A 13,860-nucleotide genomic window follows, 5' to 3' on the forward strand; every position below is an offset into this window, starting at 1 on the left:
GAGACGGTGGGGCTGAGTTTTGTATGATAGGGGCTCAGACCCTCGTTATCTCACCGCGTCCATGCCTGCTGCCATCCGTCGCCCGCCTCGTTCCCTCTACTGTGGCCAAGTGCGCCCGGCCCACATCGGCCAGACCGTCACCCTCTACGGCTGGATCGACCGCCGCCGCGACCACGGCGGTGTGATCTTCTTGGATCTGCGGGATCGCTCCGGCATCGTGCAACTGGTGGCCGATCCCCAGAAAACCCCCCTCTCCTACGAGCTGGCGGGGCAGGTGCGCAGCGAATATGTGGTGCGGGTAACGGGAACGGTTCACCAAAGACCTAGTGACTCCTTTAATCCCCGCCTGGCCACCGGCGAGGTGGAGGTCTACGCGGAAGAGTTGGAAATTCTCAGCCGGGTGGGCAAGCAGCTTCCCTTCAGCGTCTCGGGGGAGGAAGGGGAAGAGGTGCGGGAGGAGATCCGCCTGCGCTACCGCTACTTGGACTTGAGGCGAGAGCGCCTGTCCCGCAACCTGCAGCTGCGTCACCAGGTCATCAAGGCCATCCGCCGCTTCCTGGAGGACGAAGAAGGCTTTATCGAGGTGGAAACCCCCATCCTCACCCGCTCTACCCCCGAAGGTGCCAGAGATTACCTGGTGCCGAGCCGCGTCAACCCCGGGGAGTGGTTTGCCCTGCCGCAGTCGCCCCAGCTTTTTAAGCAGTTGCTGATGGTGGCCGGCGTGGATCGCTACTACCAAATTGCCCGCTGCTTTCGGGATGAGGATCTGCGGGCGGATCGCCAGCCGGAGTTTACCCAGCTGGACATGGAGATGAGCTTTATGGATCAGGAGGCGATCCTGGAACTCAACGAGCGGCTCCTCTGCCATATCTTCAAAACCGTCAAAGGCATCGACCTGCCCCGCCCTTTCCCGCGGCTGACCTATGCCGAGGCCATGGCCCGCTACGGCTCCGACAAGCCCGACACCCGCTTTGGGCTGGAATTGGTGGATGTTTCGCCGCTGTTTCAGGGATCCGGCTTCAAGGTCTTCGCCAAGGCCTTGCAAGAGGGCGGTGTGATCAAAGTTCTGCCGGTGCCGGGCGGCGACGAAAAGATCTCCAACACCCGCATCAAGCCGGGCGGGGATCTGTTCAAGCTGGTCACCCAGTACGGGGCGGGTGGCCTGGCCTTCATCCGGGTGCGGCCCGGCAGCCTCGACACCATCGGCGCCCTCAAAGAAAGCCTCAGCCCCGAGCAGGAACAGCAGTTGCTGCAGCTTACCAACGCCAAGCCGGGGGATCTGCTGCTGTTTGGAGCAGGGCCGGCTGCCGTGGTCAACGAGTCGCTGGGCCGCCTGCGGCTGCACCTGGGCCAGGAGCTGGGCTTGATCCCGGAGAACGCCTTGAATCTCCTCTGGATCACCGATTTTCCCCTGTTTGAATTCAATGCCGAGGAAAACCGCCTGGAAGCCCTGCACCACCCCTTTACCGCCCCCCACCCCGACGACTTGGCCGACCTGAAAACGGCGCGGGCCCAGGCCTACGACCTGGTCTGGAACGGCGTGGAAGTGGGCGGGGGATCCCTGCGCATCTACCAGCGCGAGATCCAGGAGCAGGTTTTCCAGACCATTGGCCTTACCCCTGAGCAGGCGCGGGACAAGTTTGGCTTTTTGCTGGAAGCCTTCGAGTACGGCACCCCGCCCCACGGCGGCATCGCCTATGGCCTAGACCGGCTGGTGATGCTCTTGGCGGGGGAAGATTCCATCCGCGATGTCATCGCCTTTCCCAAAACCCAGCAGGCCAGGTGTTTGCTCACCGGTGCCCCTTCCGGCGTCGAGGCCAAGCAGCTCAAAGAACTGCACGTGGCCTCCACCTATCAGCCCGGCTGAACAGGATCCCCTGTTCCGGACTGTGGAAGGATAGAGAAGAACCTACCCCACCTTTCCGTATGCTAGACCTGACCGGAAAAAAAGCCTTGGTAACCGGCATTGCCAACGAGCGCTCCATCGCCTGGGGCATTGCCCAGCAACTGCACAAAGCGGGGGCGACGTTGGGGGTTACCTATCTGCCGGACGAGCGGGATCGCTTCAAGACCAAAGTCCAGCAGCTCACCGAGCCCCTGCAGCCGGATTTTCTCCTCCCTTGCGACGTGCAAAGCGACCAGCAGATTGACGAGCTGTTTCAGGCAATAGCCCAGAAATGGGGTCAGGTCGATATCTTGGTTCACTGCCTGGCTTTCGTCAAAAAAGAAGAGCTGAGCGGCAACTTTAGCGATATCTCGCGGGAAGGGTTTGCCCTGGCCATGGATGTGAGCACCTACTCCCTGATTGCCCTCTGCCGGGCCGCCAAGCCTCTCTTGAGATCCGGCAGCAGCATCCTCACCCTCACCTATTTGGGGGGGGTGCGGGTGGTGCCCAACTACAACATGGCCGCTGTCACCAAAGCGGGCCTGGAAACCTGCGTTCGCTACCTGGCGGCCGAGCTGGGCCCCGCCGGGATCCGGGTGAATGCCATCTCCGCTGGACCCATTCGCACCTTGGCTTCTTCGGCCATTGCTGATTTCCATGCCATGCTGCACGCGGTCGAGGAGAAAGCTCCGCTGCGGCGCAATATCACCCAGCTCGAGGTGGGCAATGTGGCAGCTTTTCTGGCCAGCGACCTGGCCAGCGGCATTACCGGCCAGGTGATCTATGTGGATAGTGGATATAGCATCCTGGGTTTTTAGGCTCTTGGGGATCCCCCTGGCATGAATCGCTTCTCGCCTTTGCAGCGGCTGCTGCTCACCTGGATTTTGATCGTCATCAGCGGCTGGCTGGCCCTACAGGTGGGCCGGCTGTTTGGCCATCTGCTCACCACCATCCTGACGGCGGCGGTGCTGGCTTTTTTGCTCAACTATCCGGTGCAGGTGCTGCGGCGCTATCGGGTAAGCCGCGGTTTGGCAGTCACCCTGGTTTTTGCCCTGTCGGTGGTGCTGCTGGCCTTGGTGGGGATCGCTGTGGTGCCCATCCTGGCCAAGCAGGTGGTGCAGTTGGGGGCGCGGATCCCGGAGTGGGTGGATACCTTACAAAGCTGGCTGGATCAAATCAGCCTGTGGGCGGCAGAGCGCAACATCAACCTCGGCCAGACAGAGCTGGTGAACACCCTCCTCAACCGCCTGCAGGCCAGCGCCGAAAAAATTGCCGGCCAATCCCTGGACATCCTCCTGGGCACCTTCAATCAGGTGATCGATCTGGTGTTGGTGTTGGTGCTGGCCCTCTACATGCTGCTCTACGGGGGGCAGTTCTGGCAGGGGTTGCTCAGCCTCTTCCCCAAGCCCTGGGGACCGCGCATCGGCGAAGCCCTGGCTCTGAGTTTCCAGAACTTTCTCATCAGCCAGTTGGTGTTGGGGTTCATCATGGCCCTGATGCTGGTGCCAATTTTTGGGTTTTTGCGCGTGCCCTTCGGGCTTTTGTTTGGCCTGTTGATCGGCCTGCTGGAGGTGATCCCACTGGTGGGGGGCTTTATTGGCATCGGCGCGGCAGCGGTGCTGCTGGCCTTTCAGGATATCTGGCTCAGCCTCAAGGTGGTGCTGGTCTCCCTAATTGTGCAGCAGGTTAAGGATCGGGTCATCGCCCCCCGCCTGATGGGGGAACTGATCGGCCTCAACCCGGTGTGGATCTTGATCGCCCTGTTGGTGGGGGCGCAACTGGGGGGCATCCTGGGCGTCATCGTCGCGATTCCCCTAACCAGTGTGGTGAAAAGCCTCTACGAGATCGCGCGTTCCGCCGACTTGGCCGCCGAAGAGGGCTTGGACTCGACCACGAGAGTGACCTCTCTGGGCGAAAGTCGCAGAGAAACTCGCCGGGATCCCACCTTGCCCAAACCGGAGACCCAACAGGTTTAGCGTGCTGACGTTCCAAGCGGAGCCGAACCCGAATCCGTATCTCCCCTCTCCCTTTGGGAGAGGGGCCGGGGGTGAGGGCCTCAGCGAATTTTTCCCTCGATAAAAGGCACCTCCAGCACCTTTTCGTGGTGGATGGGGCCATGGCCAAAATAGCCCCCTTCCCCGAACAATTCGCCGTGGTCGGCGGTAACGGTGATGTAGGTGTTTTTGGGAACCAGATCGAACAATTGTTCAAAAACCCCATCTAGGTAGCGCACCGCCTCGATCTGCCGCTGGCGCAGCTCCTCCAACTGGGCGGCGCTGAAAAAGGGGATCCCGGCCTCTTCCCCTTCATCCAGGCGCTTTAACACGCCATTCACCCCAGAGATGCGGGGCCACAGGCTGGGATCCTCATCGGGCAGGGCGTAGGGATAGTGAGTTTCGCCCACATTCAACAGGTAAAAGCTGGGGCGATCCGGATCAAAGCGCAACTGCTCCACCATGGCTGCCATGTCGTTGTGGCGCGGCATGAGGCGGTAGGAATCGAAGTCGCGGTTGAGCAGGGTGCTGGGGTTGAGCACCGGCAGGGAGACCATGGCGTGGGTGGTGTAGCCCAGTTGGTGCTTCAGTAGCGTCGGCAAATAGAGGTGGGGCAGCAGATGCTTGAACTCGATCGGCTGCCGGGTACCGAGGCGCTCGTTGTAGCGCAAATATTCCTGCTTGTAGTGTTCAGACGCGAAAACCTGGGTGGGGCTGGTGTGGGGCAGCAGGCCCATGAGCAGGTTGTAGTGGGCGGGAGCCGTCCAGGAAGCGTAGCTCCAGCGCTTTTCCAGGGATCCCAGCTTGAGCAGATGCTTGGGGTTGGCGGCCAGCAGGCTGTCGAAACGGCAACTGTCGAGAACGATCAGCAGATAGTTATTCTGTCCCTGGGGTTCCGGTCGAGGGTCGGACTCAGACGAGGGAGCCGCAGAAGATCGCCACCAGTTCAAGAGTCCCATTCCTCTTCCTCCTGGGCAGAATAGGGCCGTCGGACGATCCGCCAGTTGGGGGCTGTGGCCGCGTCGTCTTCCTCCTCAAGTTCTTCCTCAGGATTGGCAGATTTAGGAGCCGGGTCGCGAATGCGTTCCGGCGGGATATTGGAGTAGGAATAGCGGCCTGCCTGGGGATCCGGCAGATCCTGAGGCAAATAGTGGTCGGGGGGAATCATCTGCGCTTCCAAAAAGCGCACTCGCTCGATGAGCTGGTTTAACTTGCGGATTGCCTGTCGCTGGAATACCCGGTCGTGCAGCCGCCAAGCGCCCACATACAGAAACCCCAAGCCCACTCCTACCCCATAGGCCGTCAAGAGCGTCAGCGACAAAGGAATCGCAGCGCCAGCTTGCCCGGCTACGACTACGGCTGCCGCAGATCCCCAGTTTTGGACAAGGAAAACGAGCAGGGTCAGTATCCACAGGCCCAGGAGTATGGAGCGGATATTCTGGAGCATGGCCGCCACCTTCCCTCTTCACCAGGCTACCACCACCCCTGCAAGGAGCGGCGGAGGAAACCCCGACTCCTCAGCCACCTCCGATTGCGTTGGATCCCCAGCCCGGAGCCACTTGAGCCGCCCTGAGGATAAAGGCAGCCAGGTTGCGCAGCGCTTCATCATCCATCCAGGAGGGGGGCACGGGGCGGCAGCCATAGCTAACCTCGGTGCCATCGTAGCTGCGGGGATCCCGTTGGTACTCCACCAAGGCTTGAATGGTGTCGCGGGGTGGGGTGGCGCCGCGCAAGTCCTTGAGCGACAGGGAAATGTTGGGGGCCGGTAGGGTAGAGCCACCCACGTGGCAGTTCAGACAGGCGGACTGAAAGCGATTTTTCCCGTCGGTAAGTTGCTCTGGAGTAAAGGTGAGCATGTGCCCTTCCGCATCCCAGGGCAGCTCTATCGGCTCAGTGGTTCGCAGATAGTGGCTCACGTAAGGATCAATGCGGCCTGCTGCTGGGCTAGCTAGCCCTAGCCATACCAGAAGCAGGATCCCGGCCCACCTCCAGCCACGGCCCGGGACCCGCCACCGCTTTGCCCCTTGAGTTTGCCCAGGCATCAGAGATAGGCCGAAAGGTCACTGTGGGATTCGCTCTTGGTGCCGCCCCAGCCGGGCACGGTCTTAGCCTGCACTAGGATGTAGCCGGCAATTAACTTCAGATCCTCATCGGTGAGGTTGCGCAGGCGAGGATACTCACTTAGAAGCTGGGTGTTGGGATGATATTCCACCAGGGACTCTACCCCGTCATAGGTGACCGGGTTCTTGATGTAGTCCACGATCGCCAACACATTATCGCGGGGAGGTGTTGCCCCCTCCAGATCCGAGAGCTTCAAGGTAACATCCGGATTGGGATAGGTCTGTCCACCCACATGACACTGGGCACAGGCCCTGTTGAATAACTGCTTTCCTCTGGCCAGTTGCGCTTCCGTGAAAGTGATGGACTCGGTTGGCGACAAGGCTACAGGAGGAATCTGCCTGGCCGCCAAGGCCGGCCCCCAGGCATACCCGGCCATCCCCAAAACCAAGATCAGGATCAGTAACCGACGACGCGCCGCCGCGAACGCTTTCTGAAGAGAAAAAAATTTGCTAAACATGGTTCTCCGTAGTTCGATCTTAGAAAAGGGGTCAGCTCTGCTCCAGCGACAAACCCGACAACAGGATCAAGAATAGACCATTGCGAGATCATTTGCAGATGGGATCCGGGATCCGTTTTGCAAGGCGTTCTCTTCGACCTTGGTGTTAAGTTTGATTGCGAATTCAGGGCCCCTTCAACGGTCGGGTTATTGCCCCCACCCTGCCGAGATCGGCAATGCGATACACAAAAGCAAACTCGGAGAAGGGATCTCTTTCCTCCTGGAGAGGACAGCAGAGGTTGGGACAGATAGGGTTGAGGAGTCCTCAAAGGCGGTTCAATTGCCAGGGATCCCCTGGCTGGGGCTATCCTGTAAGCATCTCTCCTGCGTGCGTTCTCTAAGTGGGTAGGCAATGCCTTGGGACCTGGGGCGGTTTTGGAACACGCTGACCTACTACGAAGCGCTGCCCTTTGCCGACCTATGGCGCTGGGTTCAGAATGGGTTCCAAGCAGCAGCGGTTGACTTCATGCCTCCTTCCCTGGCGACTTCAGCTCCTCTTCCCGTGATCTTCTTGGGCGATGGCCTACCAGTGGGGCTGGCGGAGGCGCTGCAACAGCAGGGGGCGGAAGTCCAGGAGAGAGGGGATGAGGTGACAGCCAGGGTCATCCTGGGTCTGGAGAACCGGGAGGAAGCTAAGGCCCACCTGGAGCGGCTGCGCCGCAGCGGCCAGACGGAACAGATGCTCTTTGACTTTCGCCGGCCTGACCCCCAGGTGAACCAGTTCTGGGGCATCCTAGACGATGTGGTGATGGGCGGGGTGAGCCAAAGCCAACTGCTCTGGGGCGAGGGCGAGCTGCTGTTTACGGGGCAGGTTTCCACGGCCAACTTCGGCGGCTTTGTTTCCACGCGCACCCGCAACTGGCAGCCTCCCTTGGATGTGTCGGGGTTTGCCGGCCTGGAGCTGCGGCTGCGGGGGGATGGGCAGCGCTACAAGGTTCTGCTGCGGGATCAAGGGGGTTGGGACAGCCCGGCCTACGGCTATGCCTTCGACACCACCCCAGGGGAAGAGCAGACCGTCCAGGTGCCTTTTGCCGAGATGGTGCCTACCTTTCGCGCCCGCCGGGTTGCTGCTCCCCCTTTGAATACCCGCCAGATCTATTCCCTGCAACTGATGCTGAGCAAGTTTGAGGCGGACGGCAGCCCCAACCCCCGCTTTCGGCCTGGGCCCTTCCAACTGGGCCTGCGCTGGATCGGGCTCTACCGCCGCGATCCGCTGCCGCAACTGATGGGGGTGGCGCGGGGATCCCTAACTCCCGATTGGGTGGCGGCCTTGCGGGAGAGCTCCAGCCGCTGGTGTGGGGTGGAGATTCCTGCAGAGATCGAGGGATCCGCTCTGGCAGCCCAGTTGCTGCGGCTATTGCACTCGCCCGAGAGTGTGGGCCGGGTGGTGCCTCTAGAAGCTGTCCATGGCTAAGCTTCTGGGCCGCCTCAAGGGATCCCTGGGGCTTTTGGCCGGCCTATGGCTGTGGGCGGGCCAGGGGATCCCTTACCTGTTTGACTGGGACGAGCTCATTTACGCCAGCTTGGCGCGGCAGATGCTGGCCAGCGGCGATCCCCTGGCTTTGCAAATTAACGGCGAGCCTTTTTTCGAAAAGCCCCCCCTCTTTTTTTGGCTGCAGGCCCTGGCGATGGCGGCCCTGGGGGTCAACGAAGGGGCGGCGCGGCTGCCCAATGCCTGGGTTGGCGGGATCACCGTAGCCCTTTTGGTGGCGTGGGGAGGGCGGCTGCGCGGGGCGGGGTTTGGCTGCCTCTGGGGGATCCTGCTCCTGACGGGCTACCTGCCCCTGTTTTTCTACAAAACCGGCCTCATCGACCCGCTGCTGAATTTGGGTATGGGCGTGGGGCTGGGATCCCTTTGGGCTGCTGAGGAGGCGCGTCGGGCCGGGCGCTCCGGTCAGGGGTGGAGAGCTCTGGGCGCGCTGGCTTTGGGCCTGGCGGTGTTGGCCAAGGGGCCGGTGGGGCTGGTGTTGCCGCTAGCCATCTGGATCCTCTACAAGCTCTGGCAGCGGGATCCGCCAATGGGGTGGGGGGAGATGGTGATCTTTTTGGGCCTGGCGGCGGCTGTTCCCCTGGCCTGGCTGGTGCTGGAAGTGACAGCGCGGGGGCTGCAGTGGCTGGCGGCGTTTTGGCACTACCAGTGGGGTCTGGTGAGTACCCCCAGCGGCCATCCGGGCCCGGTCTACCTGCATCTTTTGGCCTTTGCCTGGGGGTGCTTTCCCTGGGGGGCTTTGGCCCTGGCCGGGATCCTGGAGAGGATCCCCAGGAGTATTGACTCGGCGGCTGCGGATTTAACTCAGCGGGCAGAACGCCTGCTCTTGGTGGCCTTTGGGGTGGTGCTGGCCCTGTTTTCGCTCCTGGTGCAAACCAAGTTGATCCACTACACCTCGCTGCTTTACCCCATCGGCGCCTACTTTGCCGCCCTGCGCCTGCAAGGCCTGGTTGCCGAGAAAAGGGGGCCCAGCTTTGGGGAAACTGCCTGGATCCTGCTCAGCGGCCTGGGTTGGCTGGCCCTGTGGCTGCTATTGCCGTGGCTGGGATCCCAGGATCCGGCTTTGCGGGCCCAAGTGGGGGCCGCCTTGGGGATCCCCGACAGCCTAACCGGCCGTTTGGCCCTGGGATACCTACAGGCCGAGGTGGAATGGCCCTTCTTCACCTATGGCCCTGCTTTGCTCCTGGTGCTGGGGGGACTGGCCTGGATCAGGGCGCGGCAGAGCGTTCGGGGATGGGCCATCTTGCTCTTGGCCACTGGACTCAGCGCCCAGTTGGCCTGGAGCTGCATCTTCCCAAGGGTGTTGCAGCATACCCAGGGGGGATCCGTCTACTTTTTCCGCCAGTTTGCCGGCCCAGAACCGGCTCTTTCGGGAAGGGTTGGCCTCTACGGGCTCCGCTCGTTTGTACCCTATTTTTATGGTCCGCTGCGGGTGCCCTATGCCGCCAAGCTGGAGGAGCTGGCTGCCTGGCAAGCCCAAGGCCAGGTGCCCGACTATCTGGTGACCTGGGATCCCTTTGTAGCTGAGCTAACGGAGCCAGGGATCCCAGCGGCAGCTTGGCAGGCCGTGGAGCGCCGCAGCCCCTTTTGGCTGTTGAAGAAAACCTAGGGAAGATATGGGCCAGTACGTGTTGCGGATCAGCGACCTTCCCCTTCAGGATCGCCCGCGCGAGCGGCTGCTCAGCCAAGGGGCCAAAAGCCTCTCCCACGCCGAGCTGCTGGCCATTTTGCTCAATACCGGCCAGGGGCCGGGCAAGCTCTCGGCTGTGGGCCTGGCCCAGTTGCTCTTGAAAACATTGGAAGCCCAAGGGGATCCCCTGGCCCAACTGCGCCAGGTGGAAGCCGGAGAGCTGCTGCAAATTGAGGGCATTGGCCCAGCCAAAGCAGCAACAGTGTTGGCCGCCATCGAGCTGGGGCGGCGGATCTTTTTGGCCCGACCCCCCGAGCGGACGGTGATTGAATCGCCGGAACAGGCGGCCATGGCCCTAAGCGGCGACCTGATGTGGGAGCCCCAGGAGCATTTTGCCGTCCTGCACCTGGACATCAAACACCGCCTCATCGGCCAGCAGATCGTAACCCGGGGAACCGCCACGGAAACCCTCACCCACCCGCGGGAAACCTTCCGCAGCGCCATTAGGCAAGGGGCCAGCCGCATCCTGGTGGCCCACAACCACCCCTCCGGCAGCTTGGATCCCAGCCCGGAAGATCTTGCTCTCACCCGGCAACTCTTGCAGGCGGGGCAACTGCTGCAGATCCCGGTTTTGGATCACCTCATCCTCGGCGGCGGGCAGTTCCTCAGCCTGCGCCAACACACCCGCCTGTGGGAGGAATTTCCCCAGCCCGAGTAGTTCCAAGCGCTCCGCGCCGCTAACGCGACCACCCCCGCCCCCCTACATCCCCCCGCAGGCGGGGGGACAAGAGGGGGGCCGGGGCTAGGGATCCGGCAGCACCTCAAAGCGCATGCCCACCCTGAGTTGGCCGCCGTTGACCAGATCACAGGCCGACTGTTCCTTCCTGCCGGGCAGTTGGGCCCGCCGGATGAGGAGGGATCCCTCCCCTGTGGCCACATACACCCCTTCTCCCCTGGCCAGTCCCACCACTTCTCCGGGGCTGCCCGGGGGAAGCTCGGCAGGTGGCGGGTGCAACTGGGGAGCGGCGGAGCGGACAATCTTAATCCGCTGCCCCTGCAAGCCGGTAAAACAGTCCGGGGAAAAGGCGCGGATTTGGTTGTGCAAGGCCTGGGCCGGGCGCTGCCAGTCGAGCTGGAAGTCCTGTTTTTTAAGCAGGGGGGCATAGGTTGCCCGCGAGTCATCCTGGGGAATGGGGGTCAGCTCTCCTTTTTCCAGTTTCACCAGGGTTTCCACCAGCAGCTCTGCCCCCCGTTGGGCCAGTTGGGAGGCCAGCTCCAAGCCGGTCTGCTCCGGCTCGATGGGCAGCTTGGCCTGCAGCAAGATGGCCCCCGTATCCATGCCTTCGTCCATGAGCATGGTGGTGACGCCGGTCTCGGTCTCGCCGTTGGCAATGGCCCACTGGATGGGGGCGGCGCCGCGATAGGCCGGCAGGAGGGAAGCGTGGACATTGATGCAGCCCAGCTTGGGCATCTGCAGCACCGCCGGCGGCAAGATCTGGCCGTAGGCCACCACCACAAACACATCGGCAGCCAGCGCCTCTAGCGCCGCCAGCACCTCTGGATCCCGCCGCAGCCGGCCAGGCTGCCACACCGGGATCCCGTGGGCTTGGGCGAGGATCTTGGTGGGCGGGGGGAGCACCTTCTGTCCTCGCCCCTGCGGCCGATCCGGCTGGCAGACCAATCCCACCACTTCAAAGGGAGACTGCGGCTGCAACAAGATCTGCAGTGAGGGCAGAGCAAACTCCGGCGTGCCAAAGAAAACAACCCGCATGGCCGACCCCCTGAGCCCTGCCCTTTAGTCTAGAGCGGCCGGGGAAGGTGGAGAGGGCTCGCCCTCGGCGGCGTCGGCTGCTGGAGAAGGAAAGGGAGAAAGCCTGGTCGGGGAAGCCTGCCAAAAGGCGGGCTGTTTGAGATCGAACTCTTGGCTCCAGGCCGGCAAGAAGGAGCCCAGCTTTTGCCCGGAAAGCCGCAGCCGCTGCACAAAGGTCCATTCCAGACGGGTCAAGGCCCGCCGCACAAAGTCCTTGGCCCAAGCCGGATCCGGAACTTCCGCTGCCTGCAAGTTCACCTGTAAGAGGCCCAGCTTGGGGTGCAGATGGACGCGGGCCTGGATCCCCTGCGGGCGCAGCAGGTAGTCGAGCACATACTGGATGGCTTCTCCATCCCCGCGTTGGGCGCGATACAAGGGGCTGTTGGGGTTGGGCGGCGGCTGGTAGCGCCACTCGCGGTGCCACTCCGGGATCCCTTCGTTGGGGGGAAAGCCAAACAGCTCCACCTGGCGCTGCCGGTAGCTCAACGCTATTTCCTCTAGGGTTGGCAAGAGGCCCTGCAGCAGCCGATCCGCATCCGGGAGGGGATCCCCTTCCAGGCGCAGCAACAGGCGGTGTCCGGAAAGACGCGCCTGCACCTGCAGATGTCCCAGCCCCTGGGATCCCAGGGCTGCTTGCAAGCGAGCCACGATCTCCGGGAGAGCCGCCTGGACCTCCACAGAATGGTCAGACATCGGCAGGGATCCGCAACAAGACCAGATCCAACCTAGCCCAAGTTCGGCAAGGGCTTGGAGGGGTTGCCAGCCGGGGCTAGATTCCCAGGATTAAGCGGGCAACGGAGAAGTAGATCAACACCCCTAGCACATCCACAATCGTGGTGATGAAGGAGGTAGCCATCAAAGCGGGATCGAAGCCGAAGGAGCGGAACAAAAAGGGCAGCCCCGCCCCCGACACCGAAGAGAGAACAGAAATCCCAAATAGGCTCAGCCCGACGCTGATCGCCACCAAGAGATCCCGCTGCAGGGCATAGGCCCAGCCGATGGTGATCAAGCTGAGCATGATCCCCAGCATGGCTCCCACCGCCGCTTCCCGGGCCAGCACCCCAAACCCGTCCTTGAGGCGCACCGTCGCCGTGCTCAGGCCGCGAATCACCACCGTCGAAGACTGGGAGCCGACGTTGCCGCCGCTATCCACCAACAGGGGGATAAAAGCCGCCAGGGCAATCACCTGGCTTAAGACTTCTTCCTGACCGGCAATAATCGTGCTGGTAAAGGTGTTGGTAAACAGCAAAATCAGCAGCCACACCACCCGCTTGCGGGCCGCCTGCCAAAAGCTGAGGTCGAAATAGTCCTCTTCTCCAGACTGCAACCCCCCCAAGGAGTAGATGTCTTCGGTGGCCTCTTGCTCCAGGATGTCCAGTACATCATCTACCGTAACGATCCCCACCAGTCGCCGCTCGGCATCCACCACCGGCACCGCCAACAGGTCGTACCGCTGGATGACCCGCGCCACTTCTTCTTGGTCGGTGTGGGTGCTGACAAACACCACCTCCCGGTTCATCACCTCCTCCAGCCGCTGGGCCGGGTCGGCCATCACCAACTCCCGCAAGGACAGGGTTCCCGTCAGGTGTCGCTCTTGGTCGGTGACGTAGAGGTAGTAGATGGTCTCGGTTTCGCGGGCCAAGAGGCGCACCCGCTCCAGCGCCTCGGCTGCGGTCAGGTTCTCTCGCAGGGAAATGTATTCCGGAGTCATGATCCGCCCCGCGGTGTTGGGGGCATAGCCCAGCAGCAAGGCTGTGGCTTCCCGCTCTTCGGGGCTGAGCTGCGGCAGCAGTTCGGCAACCACCTTGGCCGGCAGTTCGTCGAAGAGGCGGGCCCGGTCGTCCGGCGACATCTTGTCCAGGATGTCCTGGATCTCTTGGCTTCTGAACTCGCGCAGCAGCGTCTGTTGCAGCTCTATGTCCAGGTGTTCGTAAACGCGGATAGCCAGATCCTTGGGCAGCAAGCGAAAGGCCAGAGCCTGCTGCGCCTCCGGCAACTCCCCAATGACCTCGGCAATGTCCACCGGCTGCACCGGCAGCAGGAGAGATTTGGCCTGTTCCAAGTTGTTTTCCTTTAAGGCCAAGCTGAGCTGGCCGCGCAAGAGCTCACAAGATTGCTCGCGGCTCAACTCAGGACTGGGGGCGGGTGGGATCAGCGGGGCGGAATTCAACGGCCTTGCTCCCTGCAACTCTAGCTGTAACCAAAGGTCGGGCGGCGCAAGCCCCGGACTTTAGCCCTGGGGATAAGCCGCCTTATCTCGACTTTATGATGATGTCACGAGCGCCTGCGGATTTCGATCCACGGTATTGGTTCGAGCAATATCCGACGCAAGTATCTCGGCTTGGCCCAGTAGTTGGGGTTATGGCGTCCTCCCCAACCCCCCGTCTACGGGGGGCCCTGGAGAGAACGTCAATAATGCCAGCAAGGCTGAGCCC

General features: G+C 62.2%; 13 protein-coding genes. 6 read left to right on the forward strand and 7 right to left on the reverse strand.

Going from position 1 to position 13,860, the window contains the following annotated elements; genetic code table 11:
• Positions 1-61 precede the first annotated feature (61 nt).
• Genes aspS through CYA_RS07935 form a run of 3 tightly spaced genes read left to right on the forward strand, consistent with a single transcriptional unit; the run spans position 62 to position 3,861 of the window.
• The gene (gene aspS, locus CYA_RS07925) at positions 62-1,867 is read left to right on the forward strand and encodes an aspartate--tRNA ligase (protein ID WP_011430513.1); all 1,806 of its coding nucleotides are present in this window, start codon (positions 62-64) and stop codon (positions 1,865-1,867) included.
• Positions 1,868-1,926: 59 nt separating this feature from the next.
• Positions 1,927-2,703 (forward strand): enoyl-ACP reductase FabI, encoded by a 777-nt coding sequence (gene fabI / locus CYA_RS07930; protein WP_011430514.1) that lies wholly within the window; start codon positions 1,927-1,929, stop codon positions 2,701-2,703.
• Between the two features lie 21 nt (positions 2,704-2,724).
• Positions 2,725-3,861, forward strand: a complete 1,137-nt coding sequence (locus CYA_RS07935; RefSeq protein ID WP_011430515.1) for an AI-2E family transporter — start codon at positions 2,725-2,727, stop codon at positions 3,859-3,861.
• 80 nt (positions 3,862-3,941) lie between these two features.
• Here the strand turns inward: CYA_RS07935 and CYA_RS07940 are convergent, their stop codons facing one another.
• The 4 genes from CYA_RS07940 to psbV all read right to left on the reverse strand — a co-directional run bounded on the left by CYA_RS07940 (position 3,942) and on the right by psbV (position 6,457).
• Positions 3,942-4,838 (reverse strand): sulfatase-like hydrolase/transferase, encoded by an 897-nt coding sequence (locus tag CYA_RS07940; protein WP_083759164.1) that lies wholly within the window; start codon positions 4,836-4,838, stop codon positions 3,942-3,944.
• Positions 4,826-5,326: a hypothetical protein gene (locus CYA_RS07945; RefSeq protein WP_011430517.1), complete on the reverse strand. Its 501-nt coding sequence runs from the start codon at positions 5,324-5,326 to the stop codon at positions 4,826-4,828. The genes CYA_RS07940 and CYA_RS07945 overlap by 13 nt, the downstream gene beginning before the upstream one ends.
• 70 nt (positions 5,327-5,396) lie before the next feature.
• Positions 5,397-5,921 carry a photosystem II cytochrome PsbV2 gene (gene psbV2 / locus CYA_RS07950; protein ID WP_011430518.1) on the reverse strand — a complete coding sequence of 175 codons (525 nt, stop codon included), beginning with the start codon at positions 5,919-5,921 and terminating at the stop codon, positions 5,397-5,399.
• Positions 5,921-6,457, reverse strand: a complete 537-nt coding sequence (psbV, locus tag CYA_RS07955; RefSeq protein WP_011430519.1) for a photosystem II cytochrome c-550 — start codon at positions 6,455-6,457, stop codon at positions 5,921-5,923. The genes psbV2 and psbV overlap by 1 nt, the downstream gene beginning before the upstream one ends.
• A gap of 391 nt (positions 6,458-6,848) precedes the next feature.
• Between psbV and CYA_RS07960 the strand changes: the two genes are divergently transcribed.
• Genes CYA_RS07960 through radC form a run of 3 tightly spaced genes read left to right on the forward strand, consistent with a single transcriptional unit; the run spans position 6,849 to position 10,333 of the window.
• Positions 6,849-7,910 carry a CIA30 family protein gene (locus CYA_RS07960; RefSeq protein WP_011430520.1) on the forward strand — a complete coding sequence of 354 codons (1,062 nt, stop codon included), beginning with the start codon at positions 6,849-6,851 and terminating at the stop codon, positions 7,908-7,910.
• Positions 7,903-9,594: an ArnT family glycosyltransferase gene (locus CYA_RS07965; protein ID WP_011430521.1), complete on the forward strand. Its 1,692-nt coding sequence runs from the start codon at positions 7,903-7,905 to the stop codon at positions 9,592-9,594. Before CYA_RS07960 ends, CYA_RS07965 begins: the two co-directional genes overlap by 8 nt.
• Positions 9,595-9,601: 7 nt before the next feature.
• On the forward strand, positions 9,602-10,333 hold the full coding sequence (gene radC / locus CYA_RS07970; RefSeq protein ID WP_011430522.1) for a RadC family protein: 732 nt from the start codon (positions 9,602-9,604) through the stop codon (positions 10,331-10,333).
• A gap of 84 nt (positions 10,334-10,417) precedes the next feature.
• On the opposite strand, the gene fmt is transcribed toward radC, so the two are convergent.
• From fmt to mgtE, 3 genes are all read right to left on the reverse strand, one after another.
• On the reverse strand, positions 10,418-11,386 hold the full coding sequence (gene fmt, locus CYA_RS07975; RefSeq protein WP_011430523.1) for a methionyl-tRNA formyltransferase: 969 nt from the start codon (positions 11,384-11,386) through the stop codon (positions 10,418-10,420).
• Between the two features lie 24 nt (positions 11,387-11,410).
• Positions 11,411-12,118, reverse strand: a complete 708-nt coding sequence (locus CYA_RS13800) for a hypothetical protein (RefSeq protein WP_071813519.1) — start codon at positions 12,116-12,118, stop codon at positions 11,411-11,413.
• Between the two features lie 76 nt (positions 12,119-12,194).
• Positions 12,195-13,595 (reverse strand): magnesium transporter, encoded by a 1,401-nt coding sequence (gene mgtE, locus CYA_RS07985; RefSeq protein ID WP_011430525.1) that lies wholly within the window; start codon positions 13,593-13,595, stop codon positions 12,195-12,197.
• Positions 13,596-13,860 lie beyond the last annotated feature (265 nt).

This window comes from Synechococcus sp. JA-3-3Ab, assembly GCF_000013205.1.
GTDB lineage: Bacteria > Cyanobacteriota > Cyanobacteriia > Thermostichales > Thermostichaceae > Thermostichus.

What these genes read in the sequence shown, in the direction of transcription:
- aspS (WP_011430513.1), top strand. Translation starts at nt 62, where the DNA reads ATGCCTGCTGCCATCCGTCGCCCGCCTCGTTCCCTCTACTGTGGCCAA.
- fabI (WP_011430514.1), top strand. Translation starts at nt 1,927, where the DNA reads ATGCTAGACCTGACCGGAAAAAAAGCCTTGGTAACCGGCATTGCCAAC.
- CYA_RS07935 (WP_011430515.1), top strand. Translation starts at nt 2,725, where the DNA reads ATGAATCGCTTCTCGCCTTTGCAGCGGCTGCTGCTCACCTGGATTTTG.
- CYA_RS07940 (WP_083759164.1), bottom strand. Translation starts at nt 4,838, where the DNA reads ATGGGACTCTTGAACTGGTGGCGATCTTCTGCGGCTCCCTCGTCTGAG.
- CYA_RS07945 (WP_011430517.1), bottom strand. Translation starts at nt 5,326, where the DNA reads ATGCTCCAGAATATCCGCTCCATACTCCTGGGCCTGTGGATACTGACC.
- psbV2 (WP_011430518.1), bottom strand. Translation starts at nt 5,921, where the DNA reads ATGCCTGGGCAAACTCAAGGGGCAAAGCGGTGGCGGGTCCCGGGCCGT.
- psbV (WP_011430519.1), bottom strand. Translation starts at nt 6,457, where the DNA reads ATGTTTAGCAAATTTTTTTCTCTTCAGAAAGCGTTCGCGGCGGCGCGT.
- CYA_RS07960 (WP_011430520.1), top strand. Translation starts at nt 6,849, where the DNA reads ATGCCTTGGGACCTGGGGCGGTTTTGGAACACGCTGACCTACTACGAA.
- CYA_RS07965 (WP_011430521.1), top strand. Translation starts at nt 7,903, where the DNA reads ATGGCTAAGCTTCTGGGCCGCCTCAAGGGATCCCTGGGGCTTTTGGCC.
- radC (WP_011430522.1), top strand. Translation starts at nt 9,602, where the DNA reads ATGGGCCAGTACGTGTTGCGGATCAGCGACCTTCCCCTTCAGGATCGC.
- fmt (WP_011430523.1), bottom strand. Translation starts at nt 11,386, where the DNA reads ATGCGGGTTGTTTTCTTTGGCACGCCGGAGTTTGCTCTGCCCTCACTG.
- CYA_RS13800 (WP_071813519.1), bottom strand. Translation starts at nt 12,118, where the DNA reads ATGTCTGACCATTCTGTGGAGGTCCAGGCGGCTCTCCCGGAGATCGTG.